The sequence below is a fragment of the Aquaspirillum sp. genome, from assembly GCF_055136605.1.
The window spans coordinates 1-17,068 of sequence record NZ_JBSQVP010000050.1 but is presented as its reverse complement, the minus strand read 5'-3'; the positions used below and the strand labels follow the sequence as shown (position 1 = coordinate 17,068).

Here is a 17,068-nt window from a genome sequence, read left to right as displayed (position 1 = left end):
CAAAGCCGACCGTCTTCAACTTGCGCCCACTGCATTAAAGAATTGGGTCGATCTGTTTGAACACTGGCAGGAGCAACACATCATGGCACAGCTGACACACACACCGGTAATGACTGTTTTGCAATCTCTAGAGCAAATGAGCCAGACCAACGAAGAACGGTTACGGGCATTGGCGCGAGAACGGGCGGTGTGGGATTACAACACAGAGATTCAAGTGGCAGAAGAATGTGGTGAGCAGCGAGGGTTGGAAAAAGGCATGCAGAAAGGTATTCAAAAAGGCCGCGAAGATGGCATGCAAACCCTCCTCCGAACATTGATCGAGGCGCGGTTTAGTCAGCCATTGCCGGATTGGGTGTTGTCGCGGTTGCGGGCTGCGACGCCGGAGCAGTTGCAGCAGTGGGGAGTGTCGTTAACACAAGCACAGCGGTTAGAGGATATTTTCGAGGGTTGACTCTATCTCATCCTGAAACCCATAGTTAGTTTGGCAGAGGGGTTTGTCCACCAAAATTCATATCGCCCAGAACAGCCCAAAAAAACCGCCCCACCGAATCAAAGGCGAGGCAGTTCATGTCACCTACGGCGGTGTTTTGCCGTTTTTTACCGATGTCGTGGGCACAAAAACGGTGCCCACACGACCAAACTATTGTGGGTTTGTTGGGTTGTCTCATTCGGTTGGTTTCAGGTTAATACCCTCAATTTCTTGCACAATTTTCTTGTTGTTATCACAACGAACAGAAGCCAGTTGCTTTTGTTTGACCGAGACATTCACACCCGCTTCAATGGGATGTTGGTCATCCAAACGATCGACGCCCCAAAACACGCTATACACCGTATCACCATTCGGAATATCCACTGCATACGACATATAACGGCCGACGCCCTGCCATTGATACGTTGATGCTGCCGCACGCGGCACTTGCACCACAATTTCTGGGGTTTGAGTTGGCTTACCAAACGAATACACCATGGTTTTTCCAGCATCACACAACTCAATCAGCTTCCCTTTAGTCGTGGTACAAGTAAATACTGTTTTACTACCAGCGTTACATTGTGCCCATGCGGGTATGGCCAGCATCGCAACTAAAGCCGCTACCAATAAACATCCTTGTTTCATCTTGCCTCCCCAAACATAAAAAAACCGCAAAAAACCGAAGTCTTTTGCGGTCGTTGCTAGCTCATCAATGCTACGACTCAACGGCGTTCAATCTGAGACACATCGCGCACTGCACCCGTATCCGCACTGGTTGTCATTGCGGCATAAGCACGCAACGCCGGACTGACCACGCGATCACGGTCAACCGGTTTCCATGCTTGAGCACCACGCGCTTCCATTGCTGCACGACGGCGTGCCAATTCTTCATCACTGATAGCCAAGTGAATCGTCCGTGCTGGAATATTGATTTCTAAGGTATCGCCCTCTTCCGCCAAACCAATCACGCCCCCTTCGGCGGCTTCTGGGCTCACGTGACCAATCGACAGGCCAGAGGTCCCGCCAGAGAAACGACCATCAGTTAACAAAGCACACGCCTTACCCAAACCTTTTGATTTGAGGTAACTGGTGGGGTAGAGCATCTCTTGCATCCCGGGTCCACCTTTCGGGCCTTCGTAGCGAATCAACACCACATCGCCCGCCACCACTTGATCACCCAAAATTGCTTCGACAGCATTATCTTGGCTTTCAAAAATGCGTACACGACCGGTAAAAGTCAAAATAGATTCGTCCACACCAGCGGTTTTCACAATACAACCGCGTTCCGCAATATTGCCGTACAACACCGCCAAACCGCCGTCTTGTGAATAAGCGTGTTCTTTGCTGCGGATACATCCTTCGGCACGATCGCTATCTAATTCTGGATAACGCATGCTTTGGCTAAACGCAATCGTCGTGCGGACACCACCGGGTGCAGCACGATATAAGGTTTTTGCCGCTTCATCACAACTTGGGCGTTGAATATCCCAACGGTCGAGACTATCGCCCATTGTCGCGGCATGGACAGTTGGCACATCGCGATGAATCAAACCAGCACGATCCAGTTCACCCAAAATACCGATCACCCCACCCGCACGATGCACGTCTTCCATGTGATATTTCTGCGTCGCAGGGGCAACTTTTGATAAGCAAGGCACACGGCGTGAAATACGGTCGATGTCTTGCATGGTGAAATTGACACCCGCCTCACGCGCTGCTGCCAATAAATGCAATACCGTGTTGGTCGAACCGCCCATCGCCACATCCAAACTCATGGCATTTTCGAATGCTTCGAAAGTGGCGATATTGCGTGGCAACACGGTGTTATCGTCTTGCTCATAATAGCGTTTTGCCAGCTCAACAATGGTACGCCCAGCTTGTAAAAATAATGCTTTACGATCAGCATGCGTCGCCACTAAGGAACCATTGCCGGGTAACGACAAGCCGAGTGCCTCGGTTAAACAGTTCATCGAATTGGCAGTGAACATACCGGAACAGGAACCGCAAGTTGGACATGCGGAACGCTCAACGGCAGCCACTTCTTCATCACTGACTTTATCGTTGGCAGCTTCGACCATGGCATCAACCAAGTCGAGTTTGCGAATCTCATCACCCCATTGCACCTTACCGGCTTCCATTGGGCCGCCAGAGACAAAAATCACTGGGATATTAAGACGCAACGCGGCCATCAACATGCCGGGGGTGATTTTGTCACAGTTAGAAATACACACCAGCGCATCAGCACAGTGGGCATTCACCATATATTCCACACTGTCTGCAATCAAATCGCGGCTTGGTAAGGAATACAACATACCGCTGTGCCCCATCGCAATCCCGTCATCAATCGCAATGGTGTTAAATTCTTTGGCAATGCCACCGGCTTTTTCAATTTCTTTGGCGACCAACTGGCCGAGGTTGTGCAGATGCACATGACCGGGGACAAATTGAGTGAAGCTATTGGCAATAGCGATAATTGGTTTACCAAAGTCGCTGTCATTCATGCCAGTGGCGCGCCACAAAGCGCGGGCCCCTGCCATATTGCGGCCATGGGTAGAAGTACGGGAACGATAAGCGGGCATAGCGACATCCTGTTACGCATACGAAAAACGCTATTGTGCGTCCGCCTAGTCTCGCTGAGCAAGCGAGAGAAGAAAGGAAAAATCGGCTAGGGCAGTGTCTGCCTGTCCTAGCCGACAGAAAAAGCTATTCGCGGGGTGGTTTCAATACCTGTTGCGCAACGTCAAAGGCAAAGCCACGGCTAGCAAGAAAGCGCATCTGTTTGGCGTATTCTTTTTGGTCTTGTGGCAGCTGACCAAACTTACGTTGCCATACCTCGCGCGCCCGACTGAGTTCATCTGGCAACGTCGCCAGCGCCTCAGTAATGTCTTCACGAGACACACCGCGTTGTGCCAAGTCTTGCCGCAACCGCAAACTGCCATGACGGCGTAGATGACTGTTCACCCACGCTTGAGCAAAACGCCGGTCGGACAACCAACCACGCGCCTGATAGTCATCTAACAATGCGGCCAGTTGTTGTTGCTCAAACTCGTTTGTGGTGTCTCGCACTAAACGTTGCCACAGCTCGGCGCGAGTGTATTCACGCCGAGCCAGCAAATTGAGCACTTTATCGCGTAATCCGGTCATCGCTTAATCTAACGGTGGAATGCCTTGGTCGTCATCCTCGCCTTCGGCAATTGCAGCAAAAACCGCCGGATTCACCCCAACTTTTTCGCGAATTTTATTTTCAATTTCTTGTGCAATCGCGGGGTTGTTACGCAGCCATTCACGCGCATTGTCCTTGCCTTGACCAATTTTTTGGCCGTTATAGGCATACCATGCACCTGACTTGTCAACGATACCGTTTTGCACCCCCAGCTCCACCACTTCCCCTTCACGGGAAATGCCTTCGCCATAAAGAATATCAAACTCGGCTTGACGGAACGGTGGGCTCACTTTGTTTTTCACCACTTTCACCCGTGTTTCATTGCCAATGATGTCCTCGCCTTTCTTAATACCACCAATTCGGCGAATATCCATCCGCACTGAAGCATAGAATTTCAGTGCATTACCGCCGGTTGTGGTTTCTGGACTGCCGAACATCACACCAATTTTCATGCGGATTTGGTTAATGAAGATCACCAAAGTGTTGGTACGCTTGATATTGCCGGTGAGTTTACGCAAGGCTTGACTCATTAACCGAGCTTGCAGACCCACATGGCTATCGCCCATTTCGCCTTCAATTTCGGCCTTCGGAACCAAAGCCGCCACCGAGTCAACCACGATGACGTCAATCCCACCGGAGCGCACCAGCATGTCGCAAATTTCTAATGCTTGTTCACCCGTATCAGGTTGTGAAATCAATAGGTCATCGACATGCACCCCTAATTTTTGTGCATAGACAGGGTCGAGCGCATTTTCAGCATCAATATAGGCGCAAGTACCGCCCAGCTTTTGTGCTTCTGCCACCACCTGTAAACATAGGGTTGTTTTCCCTGACGATTCGGGGCCATAAATTTCAACGACTCGGCCACGCGGCAACCCACCAACGCCCAATGCCAAATCCAGCCCCAATGAACCCGTTGAAATCACTTGCAAGTTTTCGGCAACTTGGTTATCGCTCATCTTCATGATCGAGCCCTTGCCGAATTGTTTTTCAATTTGTGCTAATGCAGCAGACAATGCTTTGCTTTTATCGCCCTGATCGATAGCCATAATGCCTCCGGAAAAAAATGAACCGCGGATCACGCCAAACAAATGACGTGAGAGCGAAGATTATCTCATAAGTCCGCGACAGGTCTTGTCGTTGCTTAAAATGGCATGATTTTGTCCAAGAAGTTTCTTCGACTGTGTTTTCTTTTGTCTTGCTTGCTGATTGAATTGTGTTGCCATGTTAAATGAACGCGCCCAGCTCTTACTCAAAACCCTGATAGAGCGCTATATCGCCGACGGCCAGCCGGTGGGATCACGCACGCTATCGCGTGTCTCGAATCTGGATTTATCTGCCGCTTCGATTCGCAACATTATGTCCGATCTCGAAGAAATGGGATTGTTGGCTAGCCCACATACCTCAGCGGGCAGAGTGCCGACGGCAAGGGGTTATCGCGTTTTCGTCGATCAGCTCATCACCATCACCCCACCCGAAGAGGCTGCCTTACAACAAATGCACAATGGCCTGCATCCTGATAGCCCTCAACGCTTGGCCGCTGCTGCGTCACAGTTGTTATCAGATTTAACCTGTTTTGCTGGTGTGGTGATGATGCCAAAACGACCAGATATGGCCTTTCGGCAAGTCGAGTTTTTGCGCCTTTCGGAAAAACGAATTTTGCTGATTTTGGTCACCCTCGATGGTGATGTACAAAATCATCTCTTACTGACTGCAAAAGACTACACCTCAAGTGAATTAATCGAAGCTGCTAACTATCTTAATCATCACTATGCCGGACAAGCGTTAGATCGTGTTGTAGCCGATTTACAGGCCGAGCTAGGCAGCCTACAAGACGATATTGCCAATTTGATGAACGCTGCCATTCGCGCAGGGCAACAAGCATTGCAAGACGACAGCCAAGCTGTGGTAATTGCAGGGGAAAAGCGTCTATTGGGCGTTGATGATTTATCGTCTAACCTGTCAAATTTGCGTGGCTTATTCGATATTTTTGAGCGTAAAACAGAATTGCTTCATCTATTGGAAAACAGTCGGCAAGCACAAGGTGTGCGGCTGTTTATTGGTGACGAGTCGGGGGTCATGCCGCTGGGGGAGTGCTCAGTCATCACCGCCCCTTACCGCATTAACAGTCAAGTGGTCGGTACCTTGGGTGTGATTGGCCCAACACGCATGGCCTATGAGCGAGTGATTCCTATCGTCGAAATCACCGCCCGTCTAGTCTCAGGGGCTTTATCAAACCCCGATTAACATCTTTCCCATCCTAAAATATCAATGAGCAATAACGAGCCCGTTCAATCACTTTGCCCACGGCGCGCCGCCCGCATTGCAAAACGCATTGGATCGACAGCATGTAACAGGCTTTGTTCCACCGGCATCGGCTCCCCTTGAATCTGGCTGGCCAGAATATCACCGGCCAAACTGGCCCAAGTCAAACCACGCGCCCCAAATCCTAAAGCACAAAATAAACCAGTCGTGCGTTGAATCCGTTCTGGTGGCCGTTGCAGATTTTGTTGAGTGGAAGCCAAGGCGCCAATCAATGGCAAGCGGTCTGGTGATGTCGGCCGTTGGCAATAGCGACCGTTTAACTCCGTGATGGCCGGCAAATCAACATCGGGGAGTAATTGCGTTAATTTATGTAAATTCTGTTGATGGTGTCGATCAGATGTTTGCTCCATTCCAACCTCGCTCGCCCCCAACACAGCATAACCCGCCACATTGGGCGTTAAATAGCCATCTCCACATAAAATAGCTGCTGTTTTCGGCGCAACAGTTGTTTTCAACAAACTGACAAAACGGCGATTTTCGGCTAATGGCAACCCCGCACAAGGCGCTAAATCCCGTGCAGCCGTGGCATTAGCGAAAATCACCACTGGCGCAGTTGCAATAAGATGATCATGGGCATCAAAGATTTGCCATTGTCCATCGGCTAATTGTGCCAATCGTTTTACTTGTCGTTGCAGATGTAACTGAATCCGTTGCGGTTGGCTGGTCAACAAAGCACGACAATAAGCAGGTGGCTGCACCCACGCGCCATCAGGAAACCACCAGCCACCGCGCGCAAGTTTCACCCCTAGGCGTTCGCTGGCCTCATCAGCATTCAACCAACTGACCAATGCCGGTGGATAAAACCCTTTTTCGATAATGGCCTGTTGCAATTCAGTGTGTGCCGCGTCCCGCCCCACTTGCAATACACCACAGCGTTGAAAGGGAAGAACCTGTCCAGCGTCAGTTAATGCTTGCCAACGGCGCAAGGTGTAAAAAAACCCTGCCCGTGAAAATCGTGCCAACAAATTATCATCCAGTGATAAAGTCGGCATCACCACACCGGCATGATTGCCCGAAGCATGTTGTGCAATCTCGGCCTCTTGCTCAATCACATCAATCTGCCAGCCCCGTGCCGCAAGACGTTCTGCTGCAGCACAGCCAGCAATACCCGCACCAATCACAATGGCACGGTTGACGGCGTAGTGTGACTGTCGAACAGGCACGCGACGTTCGTACACCCCCGCCAAACTTTGCCGTTTTCCGCCAAAACCTTCTCGCTTTTCGACCGCGAAACCACAGGCTTGCAATCCGCGCCGCACATGACCAGCCACGGTGTACGTGGCTAATGTCGCGCCAGCTTTGGCGACACGCGCTAATTGGCGAAAAATAGTTTCATTCCATAACTCGGGATTTTTTGCCGGCGAAAAGCCATCAAGATAGAACGCATCCACATTGGCTTGTAACTGAGGTAGGGCATCATGTGCATCACCAAACAGGAGCAATAATGTCACGCCATGTTCTAACTCTAATTTATGCCAGCCAGCAATCAGGGGAGGCCATTGTTTGCATAACAATTCGCTTAACTCGGCAAATTGTGGCCATTGCTGGTGTAGATATCGCAAATCTTTCGCACTAAAAGGAAATTTTTCAACAGAAATATAGTAAAATTGTTTACATCGCTGTAAATCATCACGCCACTTGGCCCAAGTTGTTAAAAAATTCAAACCAAGGCCAAATCCTGTCTCTAAAATAGTGAAAGAGGCTTGCTGTGCCCAACGATGTGGCAGACCATTGCCTGCCAAAAATACTTGCTCAGCCTGGCCCAATCCACCGGCTGTACTGTGATAAACATCATCAAAAGTGTCAGAATAAGGAACCCCTTGTGCATTATGGTGTAGCGGAGCGGCAGAAATGGGCAACATAATCGAAATTTCACCGTGAAAACGAGCATAATACGGCCAAGCAAGCGTAGCGAGATAGTCTCTCTGTTCGCACCCTTCCCGTTTTTCTGTGTCTGATATCCATGTTCAAAGACCCTACTGAGCATTCGCTCGCCCGCATTCAACTTATTGGTATGCTGGGCATTTCCTTGCTGATTTCATGTGTTTTCAGTCTGTATTTTCTGTGGGCACAACGCGAAGATTTTGATTCAACTCTGACCTCGGTAAAGGAAAGAGTGTTATTGGAGCAGCAAAATATTCTGGCAAAACAGATCGAGACTATTCAAAACGATCTTGACTACCGCCGCAGTAATACCGAATCCATTTTACGGCGAGAGATTCGCCAGCGTGTCAACGATGCCTATCAAATTGCCGACAGCATTTACCAAAAAAATCGCCATACCATGAGCGATCGGCAAATTCAAAGTTTAATTGTTGAATCCTTACGCTCGCTGCGATTTTTTGAAGGGCGAGGTTATTATTTTATTGATACCCTCGATGGTGTATGTGTGTTATTACCCACTGCACCCCAATTAGAAGGGACTTCGCTGTGGGATAATCGTGATCCCACGGGTCATTACATTATGCGGGGTTTAGTTGAAGCCACCAAAAACCCACAACAGGCTGGTTTTTCTCGTTATTACTGGTATCCACCCAATGAAAAAATAATGCGCGAGAAAATTTCCTATGTCCGCACATTTCACCCTTTTAATTGGGTCATTGGTGCAGGGGAATATGTCTATAACGTCGAACGTGATTTACAACGAGATGCGCTACAGCAACTGCGTTCCATTCGCTTTGGCAACGATGGTTATATCGTTGTTTTCGATCAAAATAAAAAGGTGTTAGTGTCTCCTTCACGGATTGAATCAGAGGGCAAATCAGCAGAAGAATTAACTGGGCTAGAGAAAAAGTCTGTCGATAAAATTTTACAACAGGCCCAATTAGGCAATGGTTTAGTGAAATATACTTGGTATCGCCCGGGCACTTCAATTGCTACCGAAAAATTGTCTTATGTGGCCAATTACAAACCGTGGGGCTGGACGTTGGTCACAGGCGTATATTTAGATGATGTGGATCATTTAATGACAACCCAGCGTTCCGCGATGGAAAGTCGTCTCGAAGCACGTGTGGTTGTGGGCATTATCATTACCATTGCGATTTTATTACTAGCTACGATTTTTTCTTGGGGTTTCTCACATAAAATGCGCTTTTTAATTCGCCGCTATCAAGCGAGTTTGGCGCAAAAGAATGCAGAGTTGGAAGAAAACGCAAAAAGATTAAAACTCTCCGCAGCCGTATTTGAAAGCGGCTCTGAAGCTGTGATGATCAGCGACAAAGATAATCGAATTGTCACTGTTAACCAGCCATTTACCAAAATCACTGGGTATGCCGCTCATGAAGTGATTGGTAAACGGCCTGATATGTTTTCTTCGGGTTATCATGATGCTGAATTTTACCGCCGGATGTGGGAAAAATTAAAACTCACTGGGCAATGGGACGGTGAAATTTGGAACCGCCGTAAAAATGGTTCGGTTTTTCCAGAGTGGTTACGAATTGCGACAGTTAAAGACATGGCAGGCAATATTGAAAATTATATTGCCACTTTCTCCGACATTTCTGAACGCAAAAATGCTGAAGAGCAAATTCGCCATTTAGCGTTTTATGATCCATTGACCGAGTTACCCAATCGCCGTTTGTTAATGGACCGTTTACAACAAGCACTGGTTCACAGTGAATATGCCAATACGCATGGGGCGGTTTTATTCCTCGATCTTGATAATTTCAAATCATTGAATGACACCAAGGGCCATGACTTTGGTGATTTATTGCTGATTGAAGTGGCCCACCGGCTAAAAATCCATGTCCGTGAAACCGATACCGTCGCCCGTTTAGGTGGAGATGAATTTGTAGTGATGTTGGAAGATCTTGCTGAAGATTTTGCAATGGCAGTCAGCGAGGCAGAAAAAATGGCCAAACATCTGATCTCGGTGGTGCAACATGAGTTTACCTTACAAGGTTATGCCTATCATTGTTCGTGCAGCATTGGCGCCAGCATGTTTTCTGGTCAGCAAGAAACAGTGGAAGAGCTGATTAAACATGCGGATACGGCAATGTATCAAGCCAAGGCCGCTGGTCGTAATACCACTCGGTTCTTTGTCCCTGCGATGCAGGCGGCGTTGGAATCGCGTTTGCGGCTCGAAGCCGAACTGCGGCACGGCATCCAAGACGGGCAGTTGCGGGTGTTTTATCAGGTACAGATGGGCCTACACCAGCAAGTGCTAGGGGCAGAGGCGTTAGTCCGTTGGCAACACCCCGAGCGGGGCATGGTCTCGCCAGCCGAATTTATTCCTTTGGCCGAAGAAACCGGCTTGATTCTTCCTTTGGGGTCGTGGGTATTACGCGAAGCCTGCCGACAGTTGGCCACTTGGTCGCGTTCACCGATGACTGCTGAATTGCAAATTGCCGTCAATGTCAGTGCAAAACAATTTCATCAGGCCAGCTTTGTCGAGGAAGTGCGTAGTTTGGTCACAGAATTTGGTTTTCCACCTTCCCGCTTAAAGTTGGAACTCACTGAAAGTTTATTGTTAGATAACGTCGGTGATTCGATTCAGCACATGCAAGCGCTACGTGCATTGGGCATTCAATTCTCGATGGACGATTTTGGTACCGGCTATTCCTCACTCACCTATATCAAGCGGTTACCAATTGACCAATTGAAAATTGACCAGTCGTTTGTGCGCGACCTGCCTGCTGATCGTGATGATGAAGTGATTGTGCAAGCCATTATTGCGATGGCCCATAGCCTGCGTTTAGAGGTGATCGCGGAAGGGGTAGAAACCGAGGAACAGCGCGCATTTTTGGAGACGCAGGGCTGTTATGCCTTCCAAGGCTATTTGTTTGGCCGGCCGATGCCGATTGAACAGTTACAAGGGCTGTTAGAAAAAAGTGCCACGCCATCGCTGCCATGATGGCGGGCATGTTGCGATACAGCACTAGGGAGCTAAGCGGCTACGCGCCCAGCCATCAGGGATGCGTTGATATAACACACGGTCATGCAGCCGGCTGGGACGGCCTTGCCAAAATTCAACTCGTTCAGGGGTGACAGCATAGCCGCCCCAATGAGGGGGGCGTGGCACATGCAAGGGATGGCGCGCTGCAAACAAGGCGGCCCGTGTCACCAACTCGGTTTTACTGCTGATTTCGCGGCTTTGTTCCGACGCCCATGCCCCTAAACGGCTTTGATAGGGACGGCTGTTAAAGTAGGTATCTGATACCTCATCCGAGACTTTTTCAGCACGGCCTTCAATGCGAACTTGTCGTTCTAACTCAGGCCAAAAAAAGGTCAAGGCCACATCAGGATGGCTGGCAATTGCCTGCCCTTTACGGCTGTCATAATTGGTGTAAAACACCAACTGACCCGCTTCCACGCCTTTTAACAACACCATCCGCGCACTGGGTTTACCATCGGCGTTCACCGTAGCGAGGTGCATCGCAGTCGGCTCATGCACTTGCGAGGTAATGGCTTCATTGAGCCAAATTTCGAATTGTGCCACGGCATCGGCCAAACACTCTTCCGGCGACAATTCTTTCTTGCTGTAATCTTGGCGAATATCTGCCAAATTCGGTGTACTCATCGTCTGTCACTTTCTTTAAAGAATCCTGTTTTGCTTAGTTACGGCGTGGTTGACTATGCAAAACTAAGCTGGCCACACCCCCCGCCACCAAGCCCCAAAAGGCCGATCCAATACCCAATAAGGTCAACCCCGAAGCGGTCACCAAAAACGTAATCAATGCCGCTTCCCGTTCTTGTTCATCGCGCATAGCGGTCGCTAAACCATTGCCAATCGTGCCGAGTAATGCCAATCCAGCAATGGCTAAAATCAAGGTTTTCGGCAATGCACTGAACAAAGCCGCAACTGTTGCCCCAAAAACACCGATTAACAGATAAAACACACCTGCAGCAATGGCTGCCACATAACGGCGTTGACTGTCTTCATGTGCTTCGCGGCCCATACAAATAGCAGCAGTAATGGCGGCGAGATTCAACGCATAGGCACCAAATGGTGCCAGCAACAGCGTCACGGTTGAAATCCAACCAATTAAGGGTGAAATCGGCGCTTCATAACCCGATGCCCGAATGACCGCCACCCCCGGGATATTCTGCGAGGCCATCGTTACCATAAACAAAGGCAAGGCAATTCCCACCATCGCTGACAATGAAAAACTGGGCTCAATCCATACTGGTGTGGCTATCGCCAGTTCAAAACGTTCAAAGTGCAATTCACCTTGTGCCGCCGCCACAACCGTGCCCACCGCCAACGCCAAAATTACCGCATAGCGAGGTAAAAATTTGCGCCCTAGTAGGTATACCACACACATACTCAACACCATCGATAGGGCATGTTGTAGCGAGACAAACACATCCAAACCAAAGCGCAACAACACACCAGCCAACATACCCGAGGCCAACGACAACGGGATACGCTTTAATGCACGCTCGAACCAACCAGAAAAACCACTCACCGCCATCAGCACAGCACACACAATAAATGCGCCAATCGCCTCAGCCATCGGCACCCCAGAAGCCGAAGTAATTAGCATGGCTGCCCCCGGAGTAGACCATGCGGTCACCACAGGTACACGGTAGCGCAATGATAAGACGATACAAGTCACCCCCATACCGATACCCAATGCCCACATCCATGACGCCATCTGGGCCGGCGTTGCACCTACGGCATGTCCCGCTTGAAACACCAATGCTGCCGAGCTGGTAAACCCAACCAACACCGTCACAAAACCGGCCAAAATAGCCGAGAGCGAACAATCTCGCCATACATCACGCAATCGCATGCAAAACTTTCCTTTTTGTTTAAGTTGCAATTGAGACGAGTTCTCAATAGAATTCTGGCCGCATTTAGCCAGCAGCAGCTGATCAGGATAATCGGGTCAGCGTCAACTGCAAGCCACTGCCCACGTTTGGATCAAAACCATCCAACCGTCTGTGCCCGCACCGTATGGCGCGGACGGCTTTCTTTGACGCAAATTCAAGAGCACACCCTGATGATGAAATGCCTGAAAGAGTCTTCTGCAGTCCACAGCTTTGCTAAAGTTCCACTCAGTGTTGCCACTGTGGCAGGTTTATTAGGCACTTTGGCCGCCCCCGCTTTTGCTGATACTGCCGCTAACACCCAAGTTTTACAGCCGGTGAATGTGACGGGTCAAAACAGCACTGGCCGCACACCACAAAATGGCTATGCCGGCAATTTTACCAGTGTTGGCAAAGGCAGCCAGCAACAACGCGATATTCCACAATCCACCACCGTCATTACACAAGAAGTGTTGAAAGATACTGGTGCAACCAGCTTAAAAGATGCGTTGAGAACTGTCAGCGCCATCACATTTAACGCCGGTGAAGGCGGTCGGACGGGTGATATTTTGGCTTTGCGGGGTTTCTCTGCGACCACCGATTTGTTCCTCGATGGGGTGCGTGATGCCGGTCAATACAACCGCGACACCTTTAACATTGAACGTGTAGATGTACTGCGTGGCGCCAGCTCAATGTTGTTTGGTCGAGGTTCGACAGGTGGGGTGATTAACCAAGTATCGAAACGGGCGCATTTAGAGAATGAACGCACGGTTGGTTTAACTGTCGGCACCAGCGATTTCTATCGTGTTGAAGCGGACATCAACCAAAAATTAGATGACACCTCCGCCCTGCGGGTGAATGTCATGGGGCAAGATGCCGAAAGCTTCCGCTCGGGTGCAACCAGTGACCGGTGGGGCGTTGCACCAACTGTTCGCTTTGGGATCAATACACCAACGGAAGTTGAGCTGTCTTATTTCTATATGAAGGAAAAAAATGTCCCCGATTATGGCGTGCCATTTAATTCCTTTACCCGCGAGCCTTTGGATGTGCCGGTGGATCGTTTCTATGGCTTGAAAAACCATGACTACGAACACACCGAAACCCATATTGCCACCGCCACCATTCAACATCGCTTCAGCCCAACAGCCAGCGTAAAGAACACCCTGCGTTATGCAGAATACGAACGTGATGTATGGCCAACCGCGCCACGTATCAGCCTCGGCGGGGCCTCGTCGATTAGCGATAAAACCACGGTCAACCGCAGCCGCCCCGGCCGCAGTGGTAAAGATGAAGTTTGGTCGAACCAAACCGATTTTTCGTTCCGATTGTTTACTGGCGACATCAAACATGATGTGTTGGCCGGCTTAGAATTGGGTCGTGAAAAATCGAATACCTTGCGTTGGGCTAATGTCAATGGTGCGGTTCCTCCAACAACGGTCGGCAACCCCAATAATGGTGACAACATCACCAATGCCACCAAAGTCTATAGCACAGATGTCAATTTCACGGCAGACACGGTATCGGCGTATGTGCAAGATATGATGTCGATCACGCCAGAATGGAAAGTGCTGTTGGGCGCACGTTGGGATCGTTTCTCGGGTGATTACACCACAGTCAATCTGGCCAATAAAACCAAGGAAGACACTTCGCGTACCGACTCGATGTGGAACTGGCGCGCAGGCCTGATTTGGCAACCTGATGCACAACAGTCTTATTACATTTCCTATGGCACGTCGTTCAACCCTTCTGGTGAAGCGTATGCGTTAGATCCTCGTGGCGCCAATACCCCACCCGAGAAAAACCGTAACTATGAAATTGGCGCGAAGTGGGATTTGTTCGAGGGCGATTTGTTGTTGAGAACCGCTATTTTCCGCACCGAAAAAACCAACGAGCGTAATACCGACCCGCTGGTGACCGATGTGTATCTGCTGTCCGGTGCCCGTCATACCGATGGTATCGAGTTGGAAGCGGCTGGCCGTATCACCGACAAGTGGAAGATCTTCGCGGGTGTCGCTTTGATGAACCCGAAAATCACCAAAGCTGCTGGTTCGGCCAAAGGCACCGAGGGCAATGCCCCAGCCAATGCGCCGGAGTACACTGCGAACTTGTGGTCAACCTACGAAGTCGGTAATGGCTGGAAAGTCGGCGGTGGTTTTAACGCCGTGGGCCGTCGTTTTGTTAACGCGAACAACGTCAATAAGATGCCGTCTTATGTCCGTTGGGATGCAATGGTGGGCTATGACGCCAAAAACTGGGATGCACAGTTAAACGTCTACAACTTGTTTGACGAGAAACATTACGAAGGTCTGTATGGCGGTCATGCCTTACCAGGCACCGAGCGTTCTGCCCACGTCAAAGTCAATTTCAAATTCTAATTTGAGCTGACCTCACACCGAACCACAACACGGCACAACTCTGTGCCGTGTTTCTCATATACCAGAAAGGTCATACTATGTTGCTCCATATTCCTGAAGTGCTCAGTGGTGAATCGCTACAACAAGTGCAACAGTTATTGGAACAAGCCGAATGGGTCGATGGCAAAGTCACTGCTGGCACACAATCGGCCCAAGTCAAAAACAATATGCAGCTCCCCGAAGACAGCCCCGCCGCCCAAGCCGCTGGCCATATTATTTTGACGGCTTTAGGTCATCACCCCATTTTTATGTCCGCTGCCTTGCCAAAACGGGTATTTCCGCCGCTGTTTAATTGTTATCAAGGTGGAATGGCGTTTGGCAATCATGTGGATAATTCTGTCCGCACCATTGCCCGCACTGGCGAGCATATCCGTACCGATGTGTCGTGCACCCTATTCTTGGCCGAGCCAGACAGCTATGATGGCGGAGAATTGATTGTTGAAGACACCTATGGCGTGCATTCGGTGAAACTACCTGCTGGCCATGCAGTGATTTATCCTTCAACCAGTCTCCATCGGGTCGAACCTGTTACTCAAGGTGCCCGCGTGGCTTCATTCTTTTGGCTGCAATCGATGATCCGTGATGACAGTAAACGGGCACTGTTGTTTGATATGGATATGAACATCATGCGCTTGCGTGAGGCATACGGCGATCAAGAAACCATCATCGGCCTCACCGCGACTTATCACAATCTGGTGCGGATGTGGGCGGAGATTTAACGCCCAAAAGCAGATCATGTTTAGGGTTGGTTGCATTTTCCATGACATTTACCCTCCATAGCGGGTAAGAGAAAAGCAAACGGGGAGATAATGTCGAAGTTTCAGTTGATATGGGCAGCCAACCAGTCGAGACCTTGCTCTGCAAACGTGAACAGTTGGTCGCTATAGCCTTGAGCAATGACACTACGGATGATCTCGGGGTCAATATTCAGATAGTCGTTCACCAGCGCATTGCGAAGGCCAATGATCTTGCGCCAGCCGATTAAGGTGTCGGGGGATAGTTCACCACGCTGGGCCAAGATTTCGAATGCCTGATAGGCATCCTGTGGAGTATGACTTGCCAATGCTTTAGCCCAGTGCTTTGCCACGCCAATACACGCTTCGATAGACACTTGCAAAGTTCGCTCAGCTGCGCGGTACTCCAGATTGGAAAGCGCACGCAGCGCCAGAATAGCCCGTATCTCTGACAACTCGGCCTGATAGCGCGACAGGCTGATGCGTAAAGCACCGATATAGGCGTTATCACTCATCTTTACTCCACTCCTCAGAATGAGGCTTGCTGATATAGGGCTGGCGATGGGGATAACCAAGTTCCATCTGCGACATGATCCGCGCCTCCTCTTGCAATCGTCGCCCCTCATCACGGCTATAGAGAGGACAATTTGCGTCGACTACCGCAAAAGCCAACGGGATCGGGGCCTGATTGATATCGACAACTGAAAGTCTCCCCTCTTCTAGCCCAAGGGCGCGTTGCCAATCCAACGCCAACAGCTCAGGGCGCAACCGGTTTTCCAGTGCAGTACCCAGTGGCCCACTCTGTTTGATCGGATCAAAGGCCACCGCCAGATCCCAGTCGCTGGCAGGACCAGCAATCCCCTTAGCACGAGAGCCGTAAAGCCAAAGCACCTGCACCTGGGGGTTGCTGTTGGCGAGGGTCATTAACTGTTGACTTCCTCCCCGCCCTAAAGAGCGGGGATTCCTGCGGCCAGACGGCGAAGTCCCGCCGCGAGAATGTTTTTGGCAGCGTTAGTGTGTAATGGTCTAATACCCGTAGACACCTCGATAGGGCATGATAGATCTTAACGAGGGAGAAGAAATGAATTCAAAACGTGGTCAATATGATGCGAGCTTCAAGCTAGAAGTGGCGAGGATGGTAGTTGACCAAGGCCTGAGCGTGATGGAAGTGGTGGAGTCGATGAAGGTGGGTCAAACCGCAGTGCGTCGGTGG

General features: G+C 50.0%; 14 protein-coding genes. 5 read left to right on the top strand and 9 right to left on the bottom strand.

The window, feature by feature from the left end:
• Positions 1–451 (top strand): hypothetical protein (locus tag ACTBZS_RS09140; RefSeq protein ID WP_463043915.1); only part of this gene is annotated, 451 nt, incomplete at its 5' end.
• Positions 452–664: 213 nt separating this feature from the next.
• Here ACTBZS_RS09140 and ACTBZS_RS09135 read toward each other — a convergent pair.
• The 4 genes from ACTBZS_RS09135 to recA form a co-directional block, all read right to left on the bottom strand.
• Positions 665–1,114: a hypothetical protein gene (locus ACTBZS_RS09135; protein ID WP_463043914.1), complete on the bottom strand. Its 450-nt coding sequence runs from the start codon at positions 1,112–1,114 to the stop codon at positions 665–667.
• A 77-nt stretch (positions 1,115–1,191) separates the two neighbouring features.
• Positions 1,192–3,048 carry a dihydroxy-acid dehydratase gene (gene ilvD / locus ACTBZS_RS09130; RefSeq protein ID WP_463043913.1) on the bottom strand — a complete coding sequence of 619 codons (1,857 nt, stop codon included), beginning with the start codon at positions 3,046–3,048 and terminating at the stop codon, positions 1,192–1,194.
• Between the two features lie 124 nt (positions 3,049–3,172).
• On the bottom strand, positions 3,173–3,613 hold the full coding sequence (recX, locus tag ACTBZS_RS09125) for a recombination regulator RecX (protein ID WP_460430022.1): 441 nt from the start codon (positions 3,611–3,613) through the stop codon (positions 3,173–3,175).
• 3 nt (positions 3,614–3,616) lie between these two features.
• Positions 3,617–4,681 carry a recombinase RecA gene (gene recA / locus ACTBZS_RS09120; protein ID WP_460430021.1) on the bottom strand — a complete coding sequence of 355 codons (1,065 nt, stop codon included), beginning with the start codon at positions 4,679–4,681 and terminating at the stop codon, positions 3,617–3,619.
• A 175-nt stretch (positions 4,682–4,856) separates the two neighbouring features.
• Here recA and hrcA point away from each other — a divergent pair, with 175 nt between their 5' ends.
• A complete protein-coding gene (gene hrcA, locus ACTBZS_RS09115; RefSeq protein ID WP_460430020.1) occupies positions 4,857–5,879 on the top strand; it encodes a heat-inducible transcriptional repressor HrcA in 1,023 nt (340 codons plus the stop codon).
• Positions 5,880–5,923: 44 nt separating this feature from the next.
• Here hrcA and mnmC read toward each other — a convergent pair whose 3' ends face one another.
• Complete coding sequence (gene mnmC, locus ACTBZS_RS09110) at positions 5,924–7,819, bottom strand: bifunctional tRNA (5-methylaminomethyl-2-thiouridine)(34)-methyltransferase MnmC2/FAD-dependent 5-carboxymethylaminomethyl-2-thiouridine(34) oxidoreductase MnmC1 (protein ID WP_463043912.1); 1,896 nt, start codon at positions 7,817–7,819, stop codon at positions 5,924–5,926.
• A gap of 101 nt (positions 7,820–7,920) precedes the next feature.
• On the opposite strand from mnmC, the gene ACTBZS_RS09105 reads away from it, so the two are divergent.
• Positions 7,921–10,809 carry a bifunctional diguanylate cyclase/phosphodiesterase gene (locus ACTBZS_RS09105; RefSeq protein WP_463043911.1) on the top strand — a complete coding sequence of 963 codons (2,889 nt, stop codon included), beginning with the start codon at positions 7,921–7,923 and terminating at the stop codon, positions 10,807–10,809.
• A gap of 24 nt (positions 10,810–10,833) precedes the next feature.
• Here the strand turns inward: ACTBZS_RS09105 and pdxH are convergent, their stop codons facing one another.
• Positions 10,834–11,475, bottom strand: coding sequence for a pyridoxamine 5'-phosphate oxidase (gene pdxH / locus ACTBZS_RS09100; RefSeq protein WP_463043910.1), 642 nt, complete (start codon positions 11,473–11,475; stop codon positions 10,834–10,836).
• A 34-nt stretch (positions 11,476–11,509) separates the two neighbouring features.
• Positions 11,510–12,691 (bottom strand): benzoate/H(+) symporter BenE family transporter, encoded by a 1,182-nt coding sequence (locus ACTBZS_RS09095; protein ID WP_460430017.1) that lies wholly within the window; start codon positions 12,689–12,691, stop codon positions 11,510–11,512.
• A 210-nt stretch (positions 12,692–12,901) separates the two neighbouring features.
• On the opposite strand from ACTBZS_RS09095, the gene ACTBZS_RS09090 reads away from it, so the two are divergent.
• Positions 12,902–15,082: a TonB-dependent receptor gene (locus ACTBZS_RS09090; protein ID WP_463043909.1), complete on the top strand. Its 2,181-nt coding sequence runs from the start codon at positions 12,902–12,904 to the stop codon at positions 15,080–15,082.
• A 77-nt stretch (positions 15,083–15,159) separates the two neighbouring features.
• Entirely contained in the window at positions 15,160–15,840 is a 681-nt protein-coding gene (locus tag ACTBZS_RS09085) for a Fe2+-dependent dioxygenase (protein ID WP_460430015.1), read from the top strand.
• 101 nt (positions 15,841–15,941) lie between these two features.
• Here ACTBZS_RS09085 and hepT read toward each other — a convergent pair whose 3' ends face one another.
• Both hepT and mntA read right to left on the bottom strand, forming a co-directional pair.
• A complete protein-coding gene (gene hepT / locus ACTBZS_RS09080; protein WP_463043908.1) occupies positions 15,942–16,370 on the bottom strand; it encodes a type VII toxin-antitoxin system HepT family RNase toxin in 429 nt (142 codons plus the stop codon).
• Positions 16,363–16,779: a type VII toxin-antitoxin system MntA family adenylyltransferase antitoxin gene (gene mntA, locus ACTBZS_RS09075; protein WP_463043907.1), complete on the bottom strand. Its 417-nt coding sequence runs from the start codon at positions 16,777–16,779 to the stop codon at positions 16,363–16,365. The genes hepT and mntA overlap by 8 nt, the downstream gene beginning before the upstream one ends.
• Positions 16,780–17,068: the final 289 nt, after the last annotated feature.

Coding starts and splice junctions, on each gene's coding strand:
- hepT (WP_463043908.1), bottom strand. CDS start 16,370: ATGAGTGATAACGCCTATATCGGTGCTTTACGCATCAGCCTGTCGCGC.
- recA (WP_460430021.1), bottom strand. CDS start 4,681: ATGGCTATCGATCAGGGCGATAAAAGCAAAGCATTGTCTGCTGCATTA.
- hrcA (WP_460430020.1), top strand. CDS start 4,857: ATGTTAAATGAACGCGCCCAGCTCTTACTCAAAACCCTGATAGAGCGC.
- mntA (WP_463043907.1), bottom strand. CDS start 16,779: ATGACCCTCGCCAACAGCAACCCCCAGGTGCAGGTGCTTTGGCTTTAC.
- mnmC (WP_463043912.1), bottom strand. CDS start 7,819: ATGTTGCCCATTTCTGCCGCTCCGCTACACCATAATGCACAAGGGGTT.
- recX (WP_460430022.1), bottom strand. CDS start 3,613: ATGACCGGATTACGCGATAAAGTGCTCAATTTGCTGGCTCGGCGTGAA.
- ACTBZS_RS09090 (WP_463043909.1), top strand. CDS start 12,902: ATGATGAAATGCCTGAAAGAGTCTTCTGCAGTCCACAGCTTTGCTAAA.
- pdxH (WP_463043910.1), bottom strand. CDS start 11,475: ATGAGTACACCGAATTTGGCAGATATTCGCCAAGATTACAGCAAGAAA.
- ACTBZS_RS09105 (WP_463043911.1), top strand. CDS start 7,921: ATGTTCAAAGACCCTACTGAGCATTCGCTCGCCCGCATTCAACTTATT.
- ACTBZS_RS09095 (WP_460430017.1), bottom strand. CDS start 12,691: ATGCGATTGCGTGATGTATGGCGAGATTGTTCGCTCTCGGCTATTTTG.
- ACTBZS_RS09135 (WP_463043914.1), bottom strand. CDS start 1,114: ATGAAACAAGGATGTTTATTGGTAGCGGCTTTAGTTGCGATGCTGGCC.
- ilvD (WP_463043913.1), bottom strand. CDS start 3,048: ATGCCCGCTTATCGTTCCCGTACTTCTACCCATGGCCGCAATATGGCA.
- ACTBZS_RS09085 (WP_460430015.1), top strand. CDS start 15,160: ATGTTGCTCCATATTCCTGAAGTGCTCAGTGGTGAATCGCTACAACAA.